The 23,911-nt window shown below is 44.2% G+C and carries 25 protein-coding genes and 4 pseudogenes; 2 read left to right on the top strand and 27 right to left on the bottom strand.

Going from position 1 to position 23,911, the window contains the following annotated elements; all coding sequences use genetic code 11:
- Positions 1-30: 30 nt before the first annotated feature.
- From U2P91_RS10880 to U2P91_RS10770, 23 genes and pseudogenes are all read right to left on the bottom strand, one after another.
- Positions 31-294 carry a resolvase gene (locus tag U2P91_RS10880; RefSeq protein WP_242988495.1) on the bottom strand — a complete coding sequence of 88 codons (264 nt, stop codon included), beginning with the start codon at positions 292-294 and terminating at the stop codon, positions 31-33.
- Positions 290-529 (bottom strand): annotated as a pseudogene (locus tag U2P91_RS10875) (pilus assembly protein CpaB); the annotation flags it as partial. The gene U2P91_RS10880 and the pseudogene U2P91_RS10875, both read right to left, overlap by 5 nt.
- A 39-nt stretch (positions 530-568) precedes the next feature.
- The gene (locus U2P91_RS10870; RefSeq protein ID WP_111888597.1) at positions 569-772 is read right to left on the bottom strand and encodes a hypothetical protein; all 204 of its coding nucleotides are present in this window, start codon (positions 770-772) and stop codon (positions 569-571) included.
- A 14-nt stretch (positions 773-786) separates the two neighbouring features.
- The gene (locus U2P91_RS10865) at positions 787-1,209 is read right to left on the bottom strand and encodes a prepilin peptidase (protein ID WP_162624513.1); all 423 of its coding nucleotides are present in this window, start codon (positions 1,207-1,209) and stop codon (positions 787-789) included.
- Positions 1,199-1,342 (bottom strand): annotated as a pseudogene (locus U2P91_RS10860) (DUF6133 family protein); the annotation flags it as partial. The pseudogene U2P91_RS10860 and the gene U2P91_RS10865, both read right to left, overlap by 11 nt.
- Positions 1,341-1,925: pseudogene (locus U2P91_RS10855) on the bottom strand (DNA adenine methylase); the annotation flags it as partial. The pseudogenes U2P91_RS10855 and U2P91_RS10860, both read right to left, overlap by 2 nt.
- A 15-nt stretch (positions 1,926-1,940) precedes the next feature.
- Positions 1,941-2,297 carry a hypothetical protein gene (locus U2P91_RS10850; protein ID WP_111888595.1) on the bottom strand — a complete coding sequence of 119 codons (357 nt, stop codon included), beginning with the start codon at positions 2,295-2,297 and terminating at the stop codon, positions 1,941-1,943.
- 180 nt (positions 2,298-2,477) lie between these two features.
- Positions 2,478-2,855 carry a DUF4314 domain-containing protein gene (locus U2P91_RS10845; RefSeq protein WP_242988494.1) on the bottom strand — a complete coding sequence of 126 codons (378 nt, stop codon included), beginning with the start codon at positions 2,853-2,855 and terminating at the stop codon, positions 2,478-2,480.
- A 35-nt stretch (positions 2,856-2,890) separates the two neighbouring features.
- Positions 2,891-3,580 carry a hypothetical protein gene (locus tag U2P91_RS10840; RefSeq protein WP_162624512.1) on the bottom strand — a complete coding sequence of 230 codons (690 nt, stop codon included), beginning with the start codon at positions 3,578-3,580 and terminating at the stop codon, positions 2,891-2,893.
- Between the two features lie 172 nt (positions 3,581-3,752).
- Positions 3,753-4,358, bottom strand: coding sequence for a hypothetical protein (locus U2P91_RS10835; protein WP_111888592.1), 606 nt, complete (start codon positions 4,356-4,358; stop codon positions 3,753-3,755).
- A 261-nt stretch (positions 4,359-4,619) separates the two neighbouring features.
- A complete protein-coding gene (rlmD, locus tag U2P91_RS10830; RefSeq protein WP_111888591.1) occupies positions 4,620-5,990 on the bottom strand; it encodes a 23S rRNA (uracil(1939)-C(5))-methyltransferase RlmD in 1,371 nt (456 codons plus the stop codon).
- Positions 5,991-6,051: 61 nt separating this feature from the next.
- Entirely contained in the window at positions 6,052-6,651 is a 600-nt protein-coding gene (locus U2P91_RS10825) for a TetR/AcrR family transcriptional regulator C-terminal domain-containing protein (protein ID WP_162624511.1), read from the bottom strand.
- A gap of 246 nt (positions 6,652-6,897) precedes the next feature.
- Entirely contained in the window at positions 6,898-9,009 is a 2,112-nt protein-coding gene (locus U2P91_RS10820; RefSeq protein ID WP_162624510.1) for a YhgE/Pip domain-containing protein, read from the bottom strand.
- Between the two features lie 209 nt (positions 9,010-9,218).
- Positions 9,219-9,539, bottom strand: coding sequence for a thioredoxin (trxA, locus tag U2P91_RS10815; RefSeq protein ID WP_111888588.1), 321 nt, complete (start codon positions 9,537-9,539; stop codon positions 9,219-9,221).
- A 26-nt stretch (positions 9,540-9,565) separates the two neighbouring features.
- Positions 9,566-10,132 carry a flavodoxin family protein gene (locus U2P91_RS10810; RefSeq protein WP_111888587.1) on the bottom strand — a complete coding sequence of 189 codons (567 nt, stop codon included), beginning with the start codon at positions 10,130-10,132 and terminating at the stop codon, positions 9,566-9,568.
- Between the two features lie 235 nt (positions 10,133-10,367).
- A complete protein-coding gene (locus U2P91_RS10805; protein WP_111888586.1) occupies positions 10,368-10,859 on the bottom strand; it encodes a hypothetical protein in 492 nt (163 codons plus the stop codon).
- 88 nt (positions 10,860-10,947) lie between these two features.
- Positions 10,948-11,109, bottom strand: a complete 162-nt coding sequence (gene rd / locus U2P91_RS10800; protein ID WP_111888585.1) for a rubredoxin — start codon at positions 11,107-11,109, stop codon at positions 10,948-10,950.
- 164 nt (positions 11,110-11,273) lie between these two features.
- A complete protein-coding gene (locus U2P91_RS10795; RefSeq protein WP_070370676.1) occupies positions 11,274-11,441 on the bottom strand; it encodes a 4Fe-4S binding protein in 168 nt (55 codons plus the stop codon).
- 68 nt (positions 11,442-11,509) lie between these two features.
- The gene (locus U2P91_RS10790; RefSeq protein ID WP_111888584.1) at positions 11,510-12,349 is read right to left on the bottom strand and encodes a PSP1 domain-containing protein; all 840 of its coding nucleotides are present in this window, start codon (positions 12,347-12,349) and stop codon (positions 11,510-11,512) included.
- 5 nt (positions 12,350-12,354) lie between these two features.
- Positions 12,355-13,341 (bottom strand): DNA polymerase III subunit delta', encoded by a 987-nt coding sequence (gene holB / locus U2P91_RS10785; RefSeq protein ID WP_111888583.1) that lies wholly within the window; start codon positions 13,339-13,341, stop codon positions 12,355-12,357.
- Positions 13,342-13,364: 23 nt separating this feature from the next.
- A complete protein-coding gene (locus U2P91_RS10780; protein WP_111888582.1) occupies positions 13,365-13,688 on the bottom strand; it encodes a DUF2007 domain-containing protein in 324 nt (107 codons plus the stop codon).
- Positions 13,681-14,376, bottom strand: coding sequence for a dTMP kinase (locus tag U2P91_RS10775; RefSeq protein ID WP_242988710.1), 696 nt, complete (start codon positions 14,374-14,376; stop codon positions 13,681-13,683). Before U2P91_RS10775 ends, U2P91_RS10780 begins: the two co-directional genes overlap by 8 nt.
- Positions 14,377-14,457: 81 nt before the next feature.
- A pseudogene (locus U2P91_RS10770) lies at positions 14,458-15,813 on the bottom strand (aminotransferase class I/II-fold pyridoxal phosphate-dependent enzyme); the annotation flags it as partial.
- Positions 15,814-15,959: 146 nt separating this feature from the next.
- Here U2P91_RS10770 and trxA (U2P91_RS10765) point away from each other — a divergent pair.
- Positions 15,960-16,286: a thioredoxin gene (trxA, locus tag U2P91_RS10765; RefSeq protein WP_111888580.1), complete on the top strand. Its 327-nt coding sequence runs from the start codon at positions 15,960-15,962 to the stop codon at positions 16,284-16,286.
- A 237-nt stretch (positions 16,287-16,523) separates the two neighbouring features.
- The gene (locus tag U2P91_RS10760) at positions 16,524-17,957 is read left to right on the top strand and encodes a serine hydrolase domain-containing protein (protein WP_111888579.1); all 1,434 of its coding nucleotides are present in this window, start codon (positions 16,524-16,526) and stop codon (positions 17,955-17,957) included.
- Between the two features lie 58 nt (positions 17,958-18,015).
- On the opposite strand, the gene metG is transcribed toward U2P91_RS10760, so the two are convergent.
- The 4 genes from metG to dnaB form a co-directional block, all read right to left on the bottom strand.
- A complete protein-coding gene (gene metG, locus U2P91_RS10755; RefSeq protein WP_111888578.1) occupies positions 18,016-19,953 on the bottom strand; it encodes a methionine--tRNA ligase in 1,938 nt (645 codons plus the stop codon).
- A gap of 351 nt (positions 19,954-20,304) precedes the next feature.
- The gene (rsmI, locus tag U2P91_RS10750) at positions 20,305-21,147 is read right to left on the bottom strand and encodes a 16S rRNA (cytidine(1402)-2'-O)-methyltransferase (protein ID WP_111888577.1); all 843 of its coding nucleotides are present in this window, start codon (positions 21,145-21,147) and stop codon (positions 20,305-20,307) included.
- Positions 21,148-22,536, bottom strand: coding sequence for an NAD(P)/FAD-dependent oxidoreductase (locus U2P91_RS10745; RefSeq protein ID WP_111888576.1), 1,389 nt, complete (start codon positions 22,534-22,536; stop codon positions 21,148-21,150).
- A 12-nt stretch (positions 22,537-22,548) separates the two neighbouring features.
- Positions 22,549-23,904 (bottom strand): replicative DNA helicase, encoded by a 1,356-nt coding sequence (gene dnaB, locus U2P91_RS10740; protein WP_111888575.1) that lies wholly within the window; start codon positions 23,902-23,904, stop codon positions 22,549-22,551.
- Positions 23,905-23,911: the final 7 nt, after the last annotated feature.

Below are 23,911 nucleotides of genomic sequence, written 5' to 3'. Positions count from 1 at the left end.
GCCTAGATTCTATATCTGGGCTTTTTTAATTCACAACATTCTAATTTCAGCCTGCATTACAGATGCTTCTTCATCATCCCAAAGTGCTTGCAGTTCTTCTCTTGTCGCCACTGGGAAATCTTTCGGTTCCACTTCTCCCATTTGTATAGGAGCCAAATGAGTGATGATTTCTTGACATAGATTCTGATCAGGACAATTCATAATAAATCCGCCATAAATAGATTCACAAATTAGGCTGTCACACATATCCGTCATAATAATCTTGTCAGCTGCATAAGCATTCTTAGCTTCCAACAACAGTTTCTTTTGATTTCACAACATCTGATGGAAGATTGTATCCACCGACTTCAATGTTTTGTACCATATCCTTTGTAATTTGAGCGCCAGCCTTGATTTCTTTAATCACTCTGACAATCTCAGTCTTCTGGCTAATGCCTTTATTGAATAATGGCGTTATGCCAAAGCAAATGAGGAGTGAAAGCACAATGCAAAACACCCCGACAACCATTCTGTTTTTAAAAATATTCATACGTACCTCCGTTTTTTATAGTTTATGATCATAAGATTATTACCGCATCACCATTTCCAGACCCGCGATTAACCTTAACTCGCCAGTCTCAATCAATTCATTTACTTCATTCTCTGTATAGATGAGAACCTCTGTATTCCCGTCATTTTCAGGAGCAAGTACCATGGATCCTGACCACTTGCCTGCATATGCATAAGTTTCATGGTTATAACTCGTTTCAAATCGTTGTCCCTTTTCAAACACTATCACCATCTCCTTTATACGAAATAGACACATGTATAGCCAAGAGCGAGAAAAGGCGCTAGCGGATACGCCCTGCGCCCATACTCCTTGCTCGTGATTCTATAAATTATTTTTAATGCTCCATGAAAAATTATCACTAGACTCAGTCCAATGGCCATCCCAATCAGTGCTTTCCAAAAGCCGATAACAAGTCCGACTGTAGCTACAATCTTAATATCTCCACCGCCAATACCTGACGGACTCATCATAGCTGCAATGAGTAATGGGAGTGCTGCCAATATGCCGAACAGATGAACAGCATTAAAATCAATCAGTGATATCAGCGCCATCGATGACCATATGGCTGTTGGAATTTCTCTTTTTTTGATATCAGTACAGACTGCACATCCCATCAAACAAAAAAACAGCACCGCTTGAACGATGCTGCTACCCGGCATAGTTGAACATATTCCTGATTCTTTGCTCGAGGGTGGGCATGACCACGTCACCAAACAAAGCATAAAGCCCTGCAAGAAGTAATGCACCAAGCACTACTGCAATCAGAATTTTAACTGCTGTATCGATGTAACCTTAGTCTGATATGATCTTCCTTTTGAAAACCACCTTCTCCGACATTCTTATAGTATTTTTCAGTGTCGAAGTAGGGCGGATCCAAATAAAAAAAGCTGACAGGGCGATCATATTGCCGAATCAGCTTTTCAAAATCTTTATTCTCGATAACTACTTTCGCAAGTCTTCTGTGGGCTTGCTCAATAATTGGAAAATTGCTTCTGATGTCATGGGGTTGGCTACCGAAGCTCGTGAGTCCTGATGCATAGCTGTATCTGATGAGCTGATAAAAGCAAGCTGCACGTTTGACGTCATTTTCAACATACGCCTTATCAAGGACAGCTTTGACTTCATCAAAGTCCTCTCTTGAATTTAAAACATACCTCAGTTCATTTTGAAGTTCTTCATATTGATCTCTCACACATCGGTAAAGGTTGACGAGTAGACTATTAAAGTCATTATAAACTTCAAAATCATTGCCCGGCGGTTTATGAAACAAGACCCAGCCACCACCACCAAATACTTCAATATACCTTTCATAATAAAGCGGAAAGAGCGAAACAATCAGTTCCCTCATGGATTTCTTTCCACCTATCCAACTCATAAAACTATTAATAAATCATCCCTCCTTCACACACACAAACCAGATTTGAAGCTGTTCATTGCTACTTGAATCTGGATAGAGGGACAGGGAATCTACAAGACCATTTTTTGCTTCTGCAATTTTTTCAATCCGGCTATTGAGCTGTCGTATGCTTGCGAGAACCTCCTGTTTATTAGCGCCATAATAATAACCACCATCGTCACTGCAGATAGGATGTCCTTCGCACCTGAGTGCATTAACAATGTCACGGATCTTCCTTCCGCTCATCTGAAACCGAAGTTCTAATCCCTTACTCTGAACAGCCCTCCCTGCACCTGTGTGATTTCTTTTTAAGTGAACTAAAAATCTCTCATTTAAATTTACATGTTCCACCTCCTCGCCTCCTTTTCTGGTGGGATAGTTTCTAGAAATAAAAAAAGGCCGCTTGATTCACTGCATATTGCAGTTTTTCAAGCGGCCCATTGGATTTATGGCATAAAAAATGTACGGTTTAAATGCCGTACCCTTATACCATTGATTATTCATTTGATTGAGTTCTAGTACTATTATCTTTTACATGTTCATTCCTCCCATACCTTGCTTTTGCTCATTGTCCATTGTTTCCTCAGAAGGCTTTGTAATTACTTTGAACTGATCTTCCCCAGGAACGATGCCCAGTGTTCTACCATTATCCCATTTCATGTGAAGTGTACCTGCATCGTCAACAATTTCAACGGTTCCCTGTGTCCCAGACTCAATAGGTGCATATGGATCATCCATACCGATGAGTTCAATTCGAGTGCCTACAGGGTACTGCTCTTTGATGCTTTCAACTTCTCTTCGAGATTTAAATCCGTTCATATTAGCGATACCTCCATGTTGTTTGATTTCTTGATTGTCATGTACAAATCTAATCCCTCCATTTCGTTTTGTGGCAATAAAAAAAGCCACACATCCTACAAATTTTGCTTTTGCAGAAAGGTAGCTTATTTAAACTTAACTTGGAACACTGCCGCTCTGTATTTGGCAATGAGTATTGAATGAATGATTGCTTTGAATGCCTGATCACCTATTAAAAACTTGTCAGCGATTTCATCCAGTCTGATATATTCTTTTGCTGTGTAGATGGTCTTTGCCATTTGATAGATAGCATAGCCATCAGTATTGATACCGCTTAGATTCATTTTCTTAAAATCAAAACTATCAGCATAAACATGATCCTTAGCTGCAGACCAGAGTTTATCATCAGCAGACAATAGAAATAAAACGGCCAGATGGATTGGACTTCTATTTTCGACTGGAATCTCTTGTAGGCGACAGACAGAACCGAATCTCCCTCTGTGTGATTGGCTTATGAAAAAATCACCTGCGCAGTTTCTAATCAAATGCTCAAGACGACTTTGAAGCCGGTGCGACTTACACTCATGAAAGCAACTTGAAATGAATCGATCATAGGATGCACCTCTACCATTACTTTTCAGACATTCAATATCTAAATCAAATCTAAATTGCTCTGGTAAGTTTGGCAAGACCTCTTCTTCTTTTTCTTGTGCATCTACCTTTCCAAATCCGTGTACCACAATTATTCCTCTACCCCTTGGTGAGAAATTTGGAACCAACATCATCAACTGCTCTAGCTCTTGAAGTTCTGAATCATTCATAAAATACTTTGACATCTTTTTTCCCTCTCTTTCAGAATTTTGAACATAAAAAAAGAGGCGGAGTCTGATGGTCATCCAAGTTGACCTAAAAACTTCGCCTCATAATCTTAACTTTTTTATCAATTTAATATTATTGTTTTACTTACACTCTCTTTTTTTACACATAGATATTCTATTTATGATTGGATTAAATTATCTTAGGTAGTTTAATGTCAAATTTACCACCTAATGCGGCTGTACCTATTCCAACAGCAATGAGCACTACAAAACTTGCGGTGCTAAGAGTCTTCCAATTAAACTCTTTCTTTTCTGAGTCTTTTTTATCGGCTAGCTGGACAGCTTCCATTTCCTGTACTCGTATATCTTCGTCCTTTTTATCCACCATTCGGAGAATCTCCATCTCGCGATCAATAATTTCATTCTGTTGTTCAGGAGTCAAATTTGGATTATCAAGGCACTTGCTTAAATCGGAACGCACTTTATCAGCAAATAGAATATACTCTTTCCTACTTTCTTGAAAACTCTCAATTTCTTTGTTTAAGATATCATACACTTGATTTGTGCTCTCATCATCACTTGAAATGATTTTATCAAGAATCTCTTTGTACTCAACCAACGAAGACTGAATCAGTTTTGAAAGTTCAGGAAACTGCGCAAGAAACTGCTGCGCCACTTCTGGACGCAACTCATTCAGTTTTGAAGCGTAACTCAACACATTACTATTTGGTATATTTCTGAAATCAGCCTTCTTAATAAGAGACAGGACTTGTTTTTCTACATCAGTATATTCCATATTCATACGCCTCCATTTGTAATGGTTTATTACCAATTTAACATTAATCGCATCTAAATTGATCCGCAACATTTACCTCATATTATACACTTATTCAACACTCAGTTGTTCCTTACAAACTGACCCCAAATCATCGAATTCTTCAATTTTGAGATATGTCATCTATATTTTAGCCCTTTTTCAGGGGTCAAAAAACGTCATTTTTTTATCTGTTTTTTGCCCAAAATTCAGGCCAAAACCACTATATGTTGTGGTCCACCTCTACTTTTTATCGCCCGAACCACTACGCGTCATCAGAATTATCGCTTCTACGTGCCCCCCATGCGGAAACATATCCACCAACTGTACCTTCTTCACCGCATACCCCGCCGCCACAAAAAACGGCAGATCCCGGGCCAGCGATGTCGCCTTACAAGACACATATACAAACACCTTGGGTTTAAAATCGAGAATTTTAAAGATCGCTTTGGGGTGGATGCCGTCCCGGGGCGGGTCCAGAATAATCACATCGGCCTGATCATGGAGGTTGGCCACTTCCACCATCACGTCGCCGGCGATAAACTGGCAGTAGTCGAGGCCATTCTTGGTGGCATTGGCCTTGGCGGCTTCGACCGCTTCGGCGACCAGCTCGATGCCGACCACCTTTTTAGAAACGGGCGCCAGTACCTGGGCAATGGTGCCGGTGCCGCAGTATAAATCATAAATCACTTCGTTTTGTTCCTGACCGACAAAGTCCCGGACGACGGAATAGAGTTTTTCGGCTCCTAAGGTATTGGTCTGGAAAAAGGAAAAGCTGGTGATTTCAAAGGTCAGTCCTAAAATCTTATCTTCAATTTTATCTTCGCCGTATAGAATTCTAGCCGTTTCGGCTTTGACCACATCGGCGACGCCATCGTTTTGGGTATGCAGAATTCCCCGGATCTGGCCGATAAGCGGTAGCTCCAGCAGGCATTTAACAAAGGCCGCTTCGTCCAGCGTTCCCTGGGTGGTGGTGGCCAGATTGATCAGCAGATCGCCGGTGTGTTTGCCCTTGCGCACGACCAGATGTCTTAAAAAGCCTTCGTGACTGCGTTTATGAAAATAGCTGTCCCCGGTTTGGGCAAAATAGCCCAGCACCGCCGTTTGAATCTGGTTAAAATCTTCATCGGTAATCTTGCAGCCATCGGTTTTGACGATATTATAAAAGCTGCCCTGTTCGTGAAGTCCCAGCATCAGCGGGCCCTCTTTTTCGTTATCGCCGAAAGAATACTCCATCTTATTCCGGTAACCAAAAACCTCGGGGCTGGGGACAATCCCCTCATAGGCAAAGTCTGTTATCCCGGCCTGATTAAGCAGGTTTAAGACGTAGCTTTCTTTGAGTTTGAGCTGTTCTTGATAGGGCAGGTTCTGGTAGGTACAGCCCCCGCATTTGGCAAAGACAGCGCAGGCGGCGTCAATTTCATTAGGAGCTTTTTCCAGTACTTCCACGATCCGGCCTTCATATTTTTTTCGTTTCTTGGCAATATTCACCCGTACCCGTTGGCCCGGCAGGCCGTTTTTCATAACGACTTTTTTTTCGCCATGCATGCCCCAGGATTTACCGGGGAAATTAAATCCTTCTATCGTTAATTCAATCTCTTCATTCTTTTTCATATGGACTCCTTAAATTTTCTTGTTGCTTATTTGGGGCTGTTTATTCAGCCGGTCTTCGCTGTTATGCTTTGGTCAGTTCCTGAAAATAGCGGGAAACGGCAAACATCCGGGCCCCGTTGATAATATCCTTGATGCTGATGGTGATTTCCTCGGGCGATTGTTTCATCCCGTTTTGCGCCCAGTCAATGATCATCCCCACCACCCCATAAGATAAAAATTCGGCGGTGAATGTTTTCTTCTGGGGCGTCATCACCGGGACTGCTTCCGAGTTCATTTTGCGATCACGGGACAGGTGTTCAATCATTTCCATAAAAATTTCCTTGGTGACGGTAAACAGATAGTTCTGAAATTCGGTGCCAGCGATCTCTTTTAGGGTCGTTTGATAAAAATGGCTATCACTTTTCATCGTCGTTAGTAGCTCCAGCACCTTGACGTCCCAGTTTTCGATCGTCAGATCTTTTCTGATCACGAGGATCGCTTCCTGATAAACGATCCAGTTGATCAGATCGTATTTATCCTGAAAATGATAATAAAAGGTCTGGCGGTTCAGACCACACTCGGCGGTAATTTCAGCGATGGTGATTTTTTCAAAACTTTTATTAGTTAGAATATGCTTAAAGCCTTTGGCGATGGCTTTTTTGGTAATTGACGCATCGGACATGCAGATACTCCTCATGATCTTTTTTAAGAATAATTATATCATTTCAGCTTGTTATTTCAAAGTGATCGACGGCAAATAAAAAGAACCCCACATATTGATGATATGCAGCGTTCTTTTTATTTTGGTCTATATATATTGAATTAAAGATTTTTGCAATTGAACTGGTCATTGTGCAGTGTGCGGGCGAGGGTCTGACCCCCTGGTCATCACTGATCGCCCCTATCTTAAATATTTAATTCTACTTATTTAGAATGACTGGTCTGAATTCAGTTCGGCTTTGACCGTCATATCTTTTTTATCAGCTTTCCGTTTCTTAATCATGGTCAGTAAAATCGTGGCGGCAAAGAACACCACCAGATAAATAGCCAGAATCAGGAAACTATGCCAGAAGTCACCCGAAATCGCACCGGTAATGGTGTCCTTAAACACCACTACTGAATAGGTCATCGGCATAAAGGGGTAAAGCACCTGGAAGAATCTTGGCACCGTTTCGATCGGGAAGGTCCCGCCACAGGAAGTCAACTGCAGAATCAGCAGCGTCAATGCCACAAATTTCCCGGCATCGCCCATGTGGATAATACAGAACTGGACAATCGCCAGGAAGGTCATCGAGACCAGACAAACTGATACAAAGTATAAGCCGGTATGGGCGATTTCCAGCCCTAAAGCATATTTAATGATACTGCCCAGCAAAATCGCCTGGGCCAGGCCCAACAACAGGTAGATAAAACTGCGGGCGGTTTTATTACTGCTTTCCCGGGACAAAATCTTGAATTTCTGATCGGCATCAAAATAGATCCCAAAGAAGATAATCAAGGCCCCAACCCATAGCGACAGGGACATAAAGTAGGGCGAAAAGTAGGTGCCATAGTTGGCAATCGGGTCAATAATCTCATCGTCCACAGTTACCGGCTCGCTGACATAGGTGCCCAAACCATTTAATTTGGCGGTATCGGCATTGGCATCATTCACGGCGGTGGTGACGCCGTTCTGGGCGGTAGTAATGCCGTTGCCTAACTGCTGCTGACCATCGACCAGGGTCGTGGCACCACTCGCCAGGGTGGTAGCACCGTCAGCCAGGGTATAAACGCCATTGGTCAAGGTGGTGGCCCCGTTTGATACCGCAGTAGCGCCGTTTGTCAGTGATGAGGCGCCATCTGAAACGGCACTGGCACCATCTGAGATACTATCAGCGGCATTGTTTAATTGACCGGCGGCGGCACTGACGATGGCAATCCCATCATCCAGATTGCTGGTACCGGCGGCCAATGCCTGGGTGCCGGTAGCAATGGCATCGGATGCTCCGCTTAACTGACTGCCCGCCGCTTCCAGTTGGGCAATGCTCTCGGCATTATCGCTGGAGGCCATATTCGAAATAAAGGCCGCAAACTGGGGATCGGCCATTAATTCGGGATGTTCGCCGACAAAGTCTGAAATAAAAGCCGAAGTCTGGTTGACATTGCCAATCAGGGTATCGACCCCAGCGGTATAGGCCTGAATCCCCTGATTAAGCTGCTCGGTTCCGTCAGCCAGGGTCGATGCGCCATCACTGACCTGGGCTGAACCGCTTTTGAGGGTACTGATGCCATCATTGAAATCAGTAAATTTTGCGGCAAATTCTGATGTTCCGGCGGCCAGGGTTTGGGTCCCATCGGCCAGGGTCTGACTGCCGGCGGCGAGGGCCTGGGTGCCAGATGCCAGAGTCTCCGAGCCCGTTGCCAATTCCCGGGAACCGGCGGCCAGCGAATCGGTGCCGTTAGCTAAGGTCTTAGAGCCCGTCAGCAATTGGGCCGAGCCACTGGAAAGCTGGCTTAACCCATCGTTAAGGGTCCCCAACTGACCGGGCACCTTGGCGACCTGATCGGTCAGATTGTTGACGATTTCGCCAGAGATACTCTCGCGTAAGCTGGTTTCCATTTGCAGCTCAGCTTTTCCTAAAATCTGACTGGCTAAATAATTTCGTTTTTCGTTGGGCGAAAAGATAATGCTGGCCGCCTGTTTATTGACGGTGGCCGCAGACGCAATATTTTGTGAAAAACTGCGCGGCACCACAATCATGGCATAGTAATCATCCGCTTCGGTCCCGGCTCGCCCGGTGGCTTCATCGGTGATCACGTACTTAAAGGTGCCATCCTTAATCAGTTTATCGAGAAATTCGTCACCGAGATTTCGCTGTTGATTATTGATGCTGGCGCCCACATCGTTATTGACGAGTGCGATTGGTAAATTATCCAGTTTTGAGTAGGGATCCCAAAAGGCACTGAGATAGAAAAAACTATACATAAGGGGAATAATAATGACGCCGATGATAACGATAAGTCTCACCGTATTGGCTTTGTTGACTCTATTTTTATTCATTTTTGCTCCTTTCATGTGCGTAAAGGAGTATAGCACGACGCTGTTCAGCTTGTAATTATACGATTGATTAAACTTGTCTAAAATCCCGACAACTTGGCTGATTTGTCTTAAAATGAAAACGGTCTCCTTATTTTTCTTAAGGTTTTGAATATGAATCTAAAAAAAAGAACCACTCCTTAATGAAGTGATCCCTCTTTTTTATTGCTTAATTAACCGGCATAATAATTTAGCTTATCTACCAAAACGCCTTTTGACTGGAGCCCGACAATGGTTTCGACGACTTCGCCGTTTTTGAATATTTTCATCGTTGGCACACTCATTACCCGGTATTGCTGGGCCAGGCTCTGAGTCTGATCGATATCGACCTTATAAACACTGGCTTTGTCTTTAATCTGCTCAGCGACGTCTTCTAAAACGGGAGCCAATGCTTTACAGGGCCCGCACCAGGTCGCAAAAAAATCTACCAGGACAACGCCTTTTCCATTTATCACCAAGTTATCAAATTCTGTTTGATCTAGTATCTTTGCCATTTTTTATCTCCTTTTTTTTAATCTCTTTAATTTTTAGCCAGTGGCGTATTTATTTTTTGTGCAATTTCTTCCAGTTCGTTCAAACACGTTGTGTTATCCAATGCTGGTCGCTCATCGGTATGGGAAAACTGAACAAAGCCGATTTCATCACAACTCAGGGTTTTTTTATACCATTCCAGGGTGTTATCAATGGCCTGAAACTGACGTGGATAATGAGGTGCCCCACCGACGCCAATAATCAGAATTTTTTTCTTTTTGATCGATGATTTATCTTTAAGGTTATAAATCATCTGGGTTCGATCAATCAGGGCCTTTATTTTTGATGGAAAAGCACTAAAATAAACCGGACTGGCCACAATCAGCAAATCACAGCTTTCCATTTTCTGATAAATCCCGGTCATATCATCTTCAATCACACATTCTCCCTGATGCGGAATACAATAATCACAGGCGATACAAGCCTGAACGTTTATTTGATTAATATTATATTCAAATAACTCGTACTCCACATTAAGTTTGCCAATAAAATAGTCGACGGCTTTCTGAGTGTTGTGATTATTTCGATGACTTCCCATAATTGCTACAATTTCCATTGGTATTTCCTTTCCTGCCTTTAGTTACTTAGGACTATTATACCCGACTTTTAGTAATATTAACACTATCGAATTATCTGATGCAAATTCTTTTTACGTCTTTGTTAACTTTTTTCAAAAAAGAAAAAAACCGAAGCCGTGTGAAAAGCGCTCGGTTTTTTCTAAAAACTTTGAAAGAGGGTAACTTGTTATGACTAAATAATACTCTATTTCTCTTAAGATTTCCTTAAAGCTATCATATTTTGACCAATTTTTTTAAAGTATCTATGAATTTCCCGGTACATTGGATCTTTGCACTACAAATTTTTCCCTGTGTTTCATATTGGACCATATATTTTCGTTTTCCGTCCATATTTGTCAGGGTGAAATTGCGCGTCTGTCCTTCAACTTTTTTTGCTTCCTCAATTGGCAGAATTTTTTTAATTTCCTCAATTTTTACTTCCAGGACGGTTTTCTTCCAGAAAAATATTTTTCGGTCAATAATTAACCGGTCGTGGGTGATAACCATCTCATAGATGGTTGTAATATAACGTAACGAAATCAAAAAGCCACCCATCATAATTACCAGGCTGATCACACCAACGATGGTTTTTAAACGATAATCTTCCAGGGTATTGGCAAACTGATTGTATAAAAAAGTATAGCCAACCACCACCACCATTAATATCCCCAGGGTTGTGATGCTGATTTGTTTGCTCTCAAGGGTTTCCCGTGCTTTAACTGCCATATGTCCTCCATATTTCTAAAGTCATTGTCATTATAACCCATTGATCCCATAAAAAAAAGAGCTTTAGCTCTTTTTTGATTGTTATTTTCTAGTCTTCCGGCGAAAAATCTTCTTTTCCGACACCACACAATGGGCAAACCCAATCGTCAGGAATATCTTCAAAAGCGGTTCCTGGGCTCACACCACTATCCGGGTCCCCGACCTCAGGATCATAAACATAACCACAAACATCACATACGTATTTCTGCATTTTTCCTCCTCCAGATTTCATCTGTCATAATTTTATTTCTTGAATATATATTTACCCCGGTATCTTATAATCTAACACCATAAAATAAAATCTGTTTTAAAACAATGCCACGTTAAAGGCACCTTCCAGAAAATCTGAAAGGTGCCTTTTCTTAACACTTCTAACTAGTCTTGAACAATTGCTTCTACTGGACATTGTTCCGCGCAAGCGCCACAGTCAGTACAAGTAGCTGCATCGATAACATAGATATCGCCTTCAGAAATTGCTTCTACTGGACATTCATCCATGCATGATCCACAAGCTATACATTCGTCTGTAATTTTATAAGCCATTTAAAAACCCTCCTTTTAGCATTAACAACATCTTTATTATATCCTTTTTTGTAGTGAAATCAAGATGATTATTTGTCTTTTTTGACTTTTTCGAATTTTTTTACTTCAATTTCTTCCAGAAGGTATCTTTTTACCTCCGTTTCGTCTTTATTGACCTGAATTTTGACGAAAACGGTTTCTTCCAGAATGCTTAACTTAAATACTTCACCCTCGCCATCGGCTGTAATGACTCTTTGTCCCACCTTGGGCAATTTTTTGGAAACTTCTTCGTAAAACTCCTGTTCATAGGTCAGACAACATAAAAGCCGACCGCAGATCCCTGAAATCTTAGTCGAATTAAGGGAAAGGTTTTGTTCCTTGGCCATTTTAATCGACACCGGTGTAAAATCACCCAGCCATTGGGCACAACAGGTGGTTCGTCCGCAAACGCCCAAGCCTTTAAATAGTTTGGCCTCATCGCGAACCCCAATTTGCCTCAGCTCAATCCGCACCTTAAAGATGGAAGCCAGATCTTTGACTAATTCTCTAAAATCCACCCGACCTTCGGCCGTAAAATAAAAGATCGCCTTTTTCTGATCAAAGGTGTATTCGACATCGACCAGTTTCATTTCCAGCTTGTGTTTTTTTGCCTTGGTAATAAAAACCGCTTTGGCATCCTGCTCGCTTTTCTTGAGCTTATTAAACTCAATGGTATCGGCTGCTGTTGCTTTACGGATAACCGGTTTGACCGGAGCCACTATTTCTTCCTCATCCACCACTCTGGCGGTCAAGGCAATTTCGCCATACTCAACGCCCCTGACGGTTTCCACAATAACCGGATCAAACTGTTCAAATGCTATATCCAGCGGATCAAAATAGTATATTTTGCCCACTTTTTTAAATCGTACGCCGACGACTGATTTTCCCATTGGATTTATCCTTTCTGAATTTTCATTATCTTAATGAAACACTTTTCCCATTGTAATCTTAAGTTAACATTATATTGTATCGTCGCCATCATTTCAAATAAAGTTTTAATAATGGCCTGATTTTTTTCGTTTTCCAGCAAATGGTGGTACGCTCTGTGGGCCGGGTTGGGCTCGCCATGATTCGGCAGGGGATGACCTTCCAGCAGCAAACTCACCTCATAAAACCAGTGAATAAAAAACTCCAGGATCGCCTGACTGGTGGCCTTATCTTTGGATAACACCTCCGCCAGGGTAAAGACCTTGATCTCATCGCCCTTTAAAAGGCTGTAAAGCTCCCTGAGAAAATGGGTCCGTTCTTTCTGGATCTCGCTATTACTCAGCAGATATAAGGCCATTCCCGGGGACCCACCGGCGGCCCCCACAACCTCCGAGACCGTATTCTTATCGAAATCAGTTTCTTGACAAAGAACGGTCTCCAGATCGACAAGACTCAGCGGCTGAAAATGATAACTCTGACAGCGCGATCGGATGGTGGGCAAAATGGATTGGATATGACTGGTGATGAGAATAAAAATATTATAACAAAGCGGCTCTTCTAATGATTTTAGCAAACTGTTCTGAGCTTCAGGGGTCATTCTTTCGGCCCCATCCACGATATTAATCCGCCAATTACCAGAGTAGGGTTTAATTGACAGCTCACTGATCATTTCCCGGACCTGACTGATCTTAATGCTGGCTTCACCGGCTTTGGGACCAATAATTTTAACGTCCGGGTGGTTTTCATGATCAATCTGGGTACAGACCGGACAATGGCCACAGCCTTTATCACGCTGATCCTGACATAAAAGCGCTTTGGCGAATTCCCGGGCCGTTTTCTTTTTTCCGAGGCCGTCGATTCCTGAAAAAAGGTAAGCATGACTGACCTCGCCGGTCTTTATTTCTTTCTCAAGATGACTGGTGATGGTTTGATGCCCCTGTATCTTTTCAAACATTTTTTTCCTCTCCAAGACAGTGACTAATTCGGTTTATTCTTTTTGCTATTATTGCTATCATCGCTGTCATCCCAATCCTCAGTATCCAGCCCCAGTTCTTCATCTAATTCGGCACTGAACTCTTCATAATCCAGAAGTTTTATCGCCTCTTCTAAATCACTCTCTTTGACAAAAACCTCAATATGAGCCGGCGTAAAATTTCCCATGAAGATACTGCGGATGGGTCCACCAAACCCTTTTTCTTTAGTGATTACCGGTATCCCGTTGGCACTTAGATAATTTTTAAGCAGGATAAAATCCATATCTGAGTCGGCCATGGTTAAATAGATATATTGATCTTCAATCATTTTTTTTACGCTCCTCTATGCATTCCCAGATTTCCTCATGGATGCTTTTTATACTTCGCAACTGGTTATTTAAAACACAGTTTATTTCCGTCCATCCGTATTCCGAAACCAGGGCCAAGGCACTGTGGTAGGAATCCCTCAGATGCTCCGGGCTGCTTTCGTGGATGTCTTTTTCCTGTTTGCCCGTTATTTTATTGTTCCGATTTTTAATCAGCTGCTGATTGATCTCCGGGGGAATGTTAAGAAAAAACACCTGATCCGGAATCGGCAGACCATAGAGATTAAATTCATAATCCCACAGCCAGTCAAGAAAACGTTTCCGTTCCCCAGGATCTTTTATTTTTCCCGCCTGATGGACCATATTAGAGGTGGTATAGCGATCGACCAGGACCAGTCCGCCCTGATTCAGAAAGTCCTCGTAATCTTCTTTATAGGACGCATAACGGTCGGCTGCGTAAAAGGTGGATGCAATGTACGGGCTGATGGTGCCGGGATCTTTTCCGAAGGCCCCTTCCAGATATAATTTTACCATGGCTGAGGATTTTTTGTCATAGCGGGGATAAGCAATTTTTTTCACTTTTTGCCCCTCTTTTAACAGCCGGTCATAGAGCAGCTCTGTTTGGGTTTGTTTGCCACTGCCGTCCACCCCTTCGATGACGATGAGTTGTCCCTGATGATTCTTTTCCATTTTTACCGGCTCCTTTTTTATGATTGTTATTTCTCTTTTTGTATCAATCCCCACCACCGCGACCTGCTGATCCAACAGATCATTCAGATAAACGACCATTTCCGGGCTGATCCGGCTGCCGGGCAGTAAAACCGGTATCCCCGGGGGATAGGGAATAATGAAATCCCCGACGAGCTGGCCAGCGGCCAGCTCCAGTTCTATCTTGCCGCGGTGTTCCGAAGCAAGGGCTTCCCAAAGAGGCATTTCTGTTTGCACCGCGGCGGTAAAATTTATGTGCTCCCAAAGACGGGTCTTTATTTCTTTTTTTTCAGGCAAACCCTGCCTGACGATTTTATTTATATCACAGATAGCTTGGGTTATTCTTTTTAAATCATCCTGGCTTGTTCCCATCCCAGTCATTGCCAGCACGTAATGATCTGCTGAAAGCTCACATTGAATGCCATACCTTGCTGACAGCCACGCTTCCACTTCGGTTCCCGTAATACCCCGGGTCACAAAAAGCCACTTGCTGCGGTCATACCGATTAGCCGGGTCACTGCCCTCATACAGGGTAATCGGCTGCTTGTCGTTCTGATTCCGGCAGAATTCCTGATGGGCCAAGGCAATGGTATTAAAAATAATTTCGCCCTTTTCATAAGCGGCGTCGACGGCCTCTTCTACCGAAATCATCAGCGGATAACTGGGTGACGAACTTTGGAGTAAGCTAAGAAACGATTTAATCTTTTGCCGATCGACCAGGCTGCCCTGAAAATGAATCAGCGAGCTTTGAGTCAGGGACCCCAGTAGTTTATGGGTACTCTGAATCACCACATCGGCTCCGGCCGACAGGGCGTCCAGGGGCAGTTTATCACTAAAAGCCAGATGAGCGCCATGGGCTTCATCTACAATTAAGAATTTTCCCTGTTCATGAAGAATTTCGGCAATTTTTTCTAAGTCGCTGGTGGTACCGTAATAGCTGGGGTTGGTCAGAATCATGCCCCCAATTTGGGGATTTTGGGACAGGGCCGTCTGGACCGAGGCGACACTGATTGAGCGGCCAAAACCCAAATCCTCTTCAAGCTCCGGGGTGATAAAAACCGCTTCAATGCGACCCAGACTAAGCGCTCCAAAAACCGCCCGATGACAGTTAGTCGGCACCAATAACTGTGCTCCCGGGGAACAGGTCCCCATAATCGCACTGTGAATGCCGGTGGTGGTGCCATTTACCAGAATCGCCGCTTCGTCGCTTTGATAAATCGTCGCCAGTTTAGTCTGGGCCTGGGCAATGATCCCCTGGGCATCGTGGAGATTATCGGCACCGGGTATTTCCGTAATATCGTAGTCGTATAAGGCAAACGCTTCACCCCGGCCCTTATGTCCGGGCATATGAAACCGACAGGTATTCTGGCTGTTAATTTTATCGAGTTCGTTTTTTATGATGCTCTTTTTTATATCCATCTTTTTTGTCATGCTCATTTTTTTCATGACTTTATTCTAACACAACCGTCTGCCTTTAAACTGAGAAATTTTACTTTTATCCTTTAAACTTCGTGGGAATTATTATATAATGTTTGCGCAAATACATTTATGAGGTGAAAAGAACAATGTCCAGTGAAAAAATTATTAATATCAATATGGAAAATTTCGAAACCGAAATTTTATCCTATAATGGCGCTGTCATGGTCGATTTTTGGGCAGAATGGTGTGGGCCTTGTAAAGCGCTGTCCCCGACCATTGATGAAATTTCTCAGGAGCTTGGCGAAAATATGAAGGTTTGTAAGATCAATGTGGATGAAAACCAGACCCTGGCCCAACAATTCCGGGTCATGAGTATTCCCACCGTGGTTTTCTTTAAAAACGGTGAGGCGATCAATCGATTCGTTGGTGTCCGTGACAAAAACGAATACCTCGACACGATGAAAAACCTTTAATCCGGTACTTTAAAAAAGTCTTAACAGCACGATGCTGTTGAGACTTTTTTTAGTGTGTGCTTTATTAACAAGGATCAATTCCCGGTTTTGGAGGCGGGGGGAAAAACGGAAATGACACACTTTTATGGATGTGGTAAAATGATTATAAAAAAGTTAATGGCCGTTCACAAGGGTTGTAAACGGTAAATGGCGATTATTTATATGAGTCTCACATCATTTCTTCAAAGCGGAGCGTCTATGAAAAATATTATTGCTTTTGTTTTAGTAGCACTGATCCTATTCCCGGGATTCACAACACCCGGTTATGCACTGTCGACGTCGCAATCTGATTCTATCCAAACCTTGTTGGATGATGCCTGTCGTGTCTCAGGTGTACCCGGGATGTCCCTCTCAATACTTGCGAATGACCAGGTGTACTACTTTTCTTCCGGGTATGCAAATCGTGAAAAGCGACAAGTCGCAAATGAAAACACGCTCTATGAGCTGGCTTCGGTCAGTAAAGCTTTTACCGGCATGGGTATCCTGCTAATGGAAGAACAAGGGCTACTGTCAATGAATGACCCGATCCAAAAATATTTACCCTGGTTTACCTTAAACTATCAGGGGAAACCCGTTGATATGCAAGGTGTCACCCTTAATACCTTTTTACACCATACCAGCGGCTTAACAAATCGCCTTCACAGTCAATACATTCCCCAGGGCAATACGCCGGATATGCTAAAAAAAACCGTCGCAATGCTCGTCGATACTAATCTGTCATTTTATCCGGGTGAGCAGTATGATTACGGAACGGTTAATTATGATGTCTTGGGTTTGGTTATTGAGGTCGTATCCGGTCAGCGCTATGAAGACTACATGAAAAAACAAGTGTTTCAGCCGTTAGGGTTAAACCAGACCTATGTTTACAAAGAAGCTGCTCAAGCTACCGGACAATTAGCCCAGGGCTACCGCTCTTGCTTCTTTATCACGACCCCCTATGATGCCCCGGATTTTACCGGGAATAAACCGGCCGGCTACATCATCTCATGCACCCATGATATGGCTCGATGGATGGGCATCCAAATGGGGATTGTTTCGGATATACCCGAAATATTCCGTAAGGTTATTAAAACCTCGCATCAGGGGGACCAATCCGTTTCGGATGTCAACGGCATGTTTTATGCCGCGGGATGGTCCGTCAATTCCGACCAAACAATTATTGAGCACGCTGGCGGCAACCCCAATTTTGCCACCCAAGTGGTCCTGCTGCCAAGAGAAAATACCGCCATCTGCTTGTTGAGCAACGGCACAAATACGAACCTCAATTTAGTGTTAAAAGTTAAGGATATCCTGGCGGGTAATCTGGCTCAGTCCTATCAAATAAACGCGACCCAGTTTCTTGACATCGCCTTGTCCTCGGCCACCATTATTTGTGGGCTCTTGGCGCTGCTGTTCTTTGTTTGGGGTTTACGCCAAAAGAAAATGCCCAAGCGACAGCCTATAACAAAAAAGCACATCATCGCAACGGGTAGCTGTCTGATTGTGACTCTAATCTGCTGGGCTTTGCTTGTACTTATCGGGCCGAATTGGTCAACCATCCTGATTTGGCAAACGTCTAGTATGCTTACCGCTTTACTTTCACTGGCCTTATTCGCAACCAGTATTACCTGGTTTGTAGCCACGCGCCGCTAAGCTTCATGGCTGGTTGACTTACAACCATTTTCAACCAGCCAGCAAATCGTTCTAATTATTATGAAACTTTTCCGCCGGAGGGAATACCATCGACCGTCACCAATGACAATTTTTTGCCCTTGGTCGCGGCTAAAATCATCCCGTTGGATTCCAGACCCCGGAGGTTGACCGGTTTTAAGTTAGCCACCAGAATGACGGTTTTTCCAACCAGATCTTCCGGGGCATAATATTTGGCAATACCAGATACCACCTGACGTTTTTCCTGACCCACCAAAAGCTGTAAAACCAGTAATCGATCGGCATCGGGATGGGGTTCACAGGCCACCACTTCGGCCACCCGCAACTTCACCTTGGCAAAGTCGTCAATGGTGATCAGGCCCTCCGGCAGTTCTTGTTGCGTTTCGGCATCCTTTTCTTTTTTGGCTTTCGCAGCTTCTTTGACCGGTTTAGCTTCCTTTTTTTCAAGCTCAATCCGCGGGAACAGGGCGTCGCAACGTTCAATTTTGAGGCCTTCGGGATAGCCCCCAAAATGCTTTAAGCTGTCCCAGGTTAAACAATCCGCCGGACATTTTAGCTGTTCGCCGATTTTTTGGGCGGTTTCTGGCATTGCCGCGGAAATCAGCACCGTGACAATCCGTAGCGCTTCGGTCAGGTTATACATCACCTGGGCCAATCGGGCTTGTTTTTCCGGGGTTTTTCCCAGTATCCAGGGTTGGGTTTCATCAATATATTTATTGGAACGGGAAATCAGTTTCCAGGTTTCTTCCAGGGCCCGGCTAAAATCCAGTTTGTCCATGTAAGCACTGACAAGCCCCGGGGTTTTCTCGGCCAGTTCAATCAGGTCACGGTCGATTTCAGCTTTTTCCCGTTCTTTGGGAATCACACCGCCAAAGTATTTATCGGTCATCGCCAGGGTCCGGCTGAGCAGGTTGCCGAGGTCATTGGCCAGATCGGAATTGATATGGCTGACTAGCAGGTCTTCATTATAAACGCCGTCGGAACCATAGCTCATTTCCCGAAGCACATGGTAGCGCACGGCATCGACGCCATACTTTTCCACGAGTACCACCGGATCGACCACATTCCCCACCGATTTGGACATTTTGCCACCTTTTAGAAGGATCCAACCATGGCCATAAACCTGTTTGGGTAGCGGTAATTTTAACGCCATCAGGATAATTGGCCAGTAAATGGTATGGAAACGGATAATATCTTTGCCGACCAGATGAACATCAGCCGGCCAGTACCGATCCATCAGGTTGGGTTTATCATTGAGGTAACCGAGGGCTGAGATGTAGTTGGGCAGGGCATCAATCCACACATAAACGACATGTCCGGGATCAAAATCCACCGGTACCCCCCAGGTAAAGGAGGTCCGGGAAACGCATAAATCCTGCAAGCCGGGTTTAATAAAGTTATTGATCATTTCATTTTTTCGCGATTCGGGCTGAATAAAGTGAGGGTTATCGTCAATATATTTCATCAGACCATCGGCATATTTTGACATTCTAAAGAAGTAGGCTTCTTCCGAGGCTTTTTCCACCGGCCGTCCACAGTCCGGACAATTCCCATCGACTAATTGACTTTCGGTCCAGAACGATTCGCACGGCGTACAGTACCAACCTTCATAGTTGGATTTATAAATATCACCCTGATCATAGAGCTTTTTAAAAATACGTTGAATCGTTTTTTCATGCTCGGGATCGGTCGTTCGAATAAACTGATCGTAGTTGATGTTCATCGTCTCCCAGAGGTTTTTGATCCCGGTGACAATCCCATCGACATAGGCCTGAGGCGCAACTCCTGCGGCTTCGGCCACCTTTTCAATCTTTTGGCCATGTTCATCGGTACCGGTTAAAAAATAGGTATCATAGCCCTGCAGTTTTTTAAACCGGGTAATTGTATCCGCTGCCACCGTGGTATAGGTATGGCCGATATGCAGGTTTCCACTGGGATAATAAATGGGGGTTGAAATATAAAATGTTTTGTCTGTCATAAACTTCTCCTTTTATTGATTCTTCCGTATTTGATGGCTTAATCCACAAAAAACCCCCCGTCCAGTTAAGGGCGAAGGGTTCGCGTTACCACCTTAGTTCGCACTATTCTCACAAATAATGCCTTCATAAGTTATCTAAACTTTCAGTTTTATCGCGTCAAGCGGTCCAGGCTAAAACATTCACCCAAACTTACTCCGAGGCCATCTTCAATGCTTTTTCTGTCACCGGCTTTCACCATCCCGGCTCGCTCTTCACAGTGCCCACACCTACTCTTCTCTTCATCGTAATTTTTTATTGCTTTTTTAATTGCTATCCCTATTATACTTTAATTCCAGATTTTTTCAAGGGCTTTATCGTTTAACCGCATTATAAACATCCCGCCTGGAAATATTCCGGTCTTTGGCCACGGCTTTCATGGCTTCTTTTTCCGGCAGGCCCGTATTCAGATAATATTCCAGATGTTCTTCGAGACTCAGGCTTTCCAGTTCCAGTCCAGCTGCGGCGTTGCCTTCGTCGGCGGTCCGGCCTTCAATACAGAGCACATATTCGCCGCGGGGGGACTGCTCCTGATAATAATGAAGGTGTTCCTTGATCGTGCCATAGCGGGTTTCCTCGTAGCGTTTGGTAATTTCTCTTGAAATACTCATCTGCCGGTGACCCAGACCCTGCTGATCAAGAATTTCCAGGGTTTTTGATAGCCGGTGGGGGGATTCGTAAAGGACGACGGTAAACTCCGATGCTTCGATTCGTTTAAGGCCTTCTTTAACGGCCTTATTTTCTTTGCCTAAAAAACCGAGAAACAAAAAAGAGCGGGTATTAAGTCCTGACAGCACCAGACCGCAGAGTCCGGCGTTAGGGCCGGGAACCACTTCCAGCGCAATGTCATTCTCAACACAGCTTTTTACCAGCACCGATCCCGGATCAGAGATCAGCGGCATCCCGGCATCGGAAATCAGGGCGATGTCCTGGCCTTGTTTTAACAGTTGCATGAGGCCTTCACTGGACTGTTGTTCGTTATGTTGATGATAGGCCACCATCTTTTTGGAAATTTCAAAGTGATTGAGCAGCTTAATCGAATGTCTCGTATCTTCAGCAGCGATCAGATCAACCTCCTGCAAGACTCTTAATCCCCGGATGCTCATATCGTCCAGATTCCCGATTGGAGTACCAACAATATATAGTTTTCCGGACATCTATTCGTTATAGAGGTTTCTGGCCACATACACCCCATTGGCGGATGCCTGCATCAACCCCCTGGTTACCCCGGCACCATCACCCAGCACGTAGAGATTCTTAATGCTGGACTGAAAGTTTTTATCGACCGTTACCTTATTGGAATAAAACTTAACCTCCACCCCGTAAAGCAGGGTTTCGTCACTGGCTAAACCAGGTGACACATGATCCAGGGCCTGAATCATTTCATCAATGTCCTTCATAATCCGGTAGGGCAAGACTAAGCAAAGATCCCCGGGCACCGCATCAATTAAGGTCGGCTGGATGTTATTACGCATCAGCCGTTCCTGAGTGGTGCGCCGACCTCTTAAGAAGTCACCGTAACGCTGAACCATGATCTTGTTGCCGGTAAGCATGTTTCCCAGGCTGGCAATGTGCTTGCCATAAGCCACCGCTTCCCTAAAGGGTTCCGTAAAGCTTTTAGAAACAAGCAGCGCAAAATTGGTGTTGTTCGTTTTTAACTTATCGGATTTATAGCTGTGGCCATTGACCACTGCCAACTGGTTATCATAGTATTCAGTCGAAACCACGCCGCCGGGGTTTGAACAAAAGGTTCGGACACTGTCATCAAAAGTAGGGGTATAATAGACCAGCTTACCTTCGTAAAGGGCATCATTAATTTCCTGCATGACCTCGTTTCGGGTTTCTAACCGAATCCCGATATCAATTTTTCCGACCTTTGTTTCAACCTTGTAAGATTCACACATCGAAGTAAACCATTCGGAACCATCCCGACCGACCGCCACGAGCACCTTATCGGCCCTGTAGGTTTCACCCTTGGCCACAACCCCAACAACCGTGTTATCTTCGACCACTAGACTTTGCACCGCAGTCCGAAATTTAATTTCAATGCCCAGATCATTAATTAAGTAGTTTTGAATCCGCTGATAAATGGTATAACCGACCTCGGTGCCCATATGGCGGACCGGACATTCAATCAGTTTTAAATTGCTCTGGATCGCTTTGGTGCGGATATCGCGGATTTTTTCGGGATTATCCAACCCATGAACCCGTTTGTCGGCACCAAACTCGATGTAGAGATCATCGACATACTTAATCAGATCGACCGTCGCATTATAGCCGATATATTCTGGCAATTCACCACCAACATCGGGTGAAAGCGACAGCTTGCCATCCGAATAGGCTCCGGCGCCAGCAAAACCGGTGGTAATATTACAGGGCTTGCAGCCAATACAGACATTGGTCTGGCGTTTCGGACAAATCCGTTTTTCAATGGAATTGCCTTTTTCTAACATCAGGATCTTTAGGGTCTTATTTTTCTTCGCCAGTTCCATGGCAGCAAAAATACCGCTAGGTCCCGCTCCGATGATTATCACATCATATTTCATGTTGTTCTTCCTTTATGCAAACGCATCTGGGCCGTAGTCATCATTGTAACCTGGCGCCAGATCGTTGAATTTTGTATATTCGGGAATCCATGCCAAACGAATGGTTCCGACGGGACCATTACGTTGCTTGGCAATGATTAATTCTGATAAATTTTTGAGCTCCGGGTTTTGATCATAATAGAATTCCCGATACAAGAGCATGATTACATCGGCATCCTGCTCGATCGAACCCGATTCACGCAGATCCGACATCACCGGGTGATGATCGGTCCTTGCATCCGGCGCACGACTAAGCTGAGACAGCGCAATCACCGGAGCTTCCATTTCCCGGGCCAGGGCTTTAAGACCCCGGGACATTTCGGAGATTTCATTTTGCCGGTTTTCACTACGGTTGCCGCCGCTCATTAGCTGCAGGTAGTCAATCACAATCAGATCCAGGGATTTCTCGGTTTTTAGCCGTCGACATTTGGAGCGAACCTCCGAAACCGTGATCCCCGGGGTGTCATCAATAAAAATGCTGGCCCCGTAGAGGGTATTATAACCAACCACCATCCGCTCCCAGTCTTCCTTACTCAGGTTACCGGTACGGACGTTATTGCTGTCCACCAATGAGGCGGCACAAAGCATCCGTTGAACCAACTGCTCTTTGGACATTTCCAGGCTGAAAATAGCCACCGACCGATTATCTTTGACGGCAGCATTTTGGGCAATATTCAATGCAAAGGCGGTTTTCCCCATCGATGGCCGGGCCGCCACAATAATCAGATCCGACGGTTGTAAGCCGGAGGTAATATGATTAAGCTCGGTAAAGCCCGTTTCGATGCCGGTGAGCTTGCCTTTTTTACTTTCAATGGCTTCTATTTGAGCCAGAGTGGTGCTAAGGGTTTCTTGAATACTTTGAAAATCACCGGTTCGTCGTCCCTGAGAAACCTTGAAGATTTCCTGTTCGGCCCGGTCAATCACATCCCCGATATTTTCATACTGACCATAACTGTCTTCCAGAATCTGAGTCGCGGTTTGGATAAGATTTCGAATCACCGCCTTTTCATGAACGATCTGGCAGTATTCCAGATAGTTTCGATTAATTGGCACCATCTCAATAAGCTCACTAAGATAACCAACGCCGCCAATTTTTTCCAGCACTCCGCGGTTCCTAAGCGAGTTGATCAGCGTGACGGTATCGATGGGTTTTCGTTCGTTGTGCAGATCAAGCATCGCTTCATAAATCTCTTTATGGGCCCCCCGATAAAAGTCATGGGGCGATAACAACTCTTCAGCCCGGGCAATATTAGACTCATCCATCAGGATGGCGCCTAAAACAGACTGCTCCGCTTCTAAATTATGTGGTGGGACTTTGGCATTTTTCACCACTTAG

The organism is Acetobacterium sp. K1/6, from assembly GCF_034438075.1.
Lineage (GTDB): Bacteria > Bacillota > Clostridia > Eubacteriales > Eubacteriaceae > Acetobacterium > Acetobacterium carbinolicum.
This window is presented reverse-complemented; position numbering and strand designations above follow the sequence as displayed.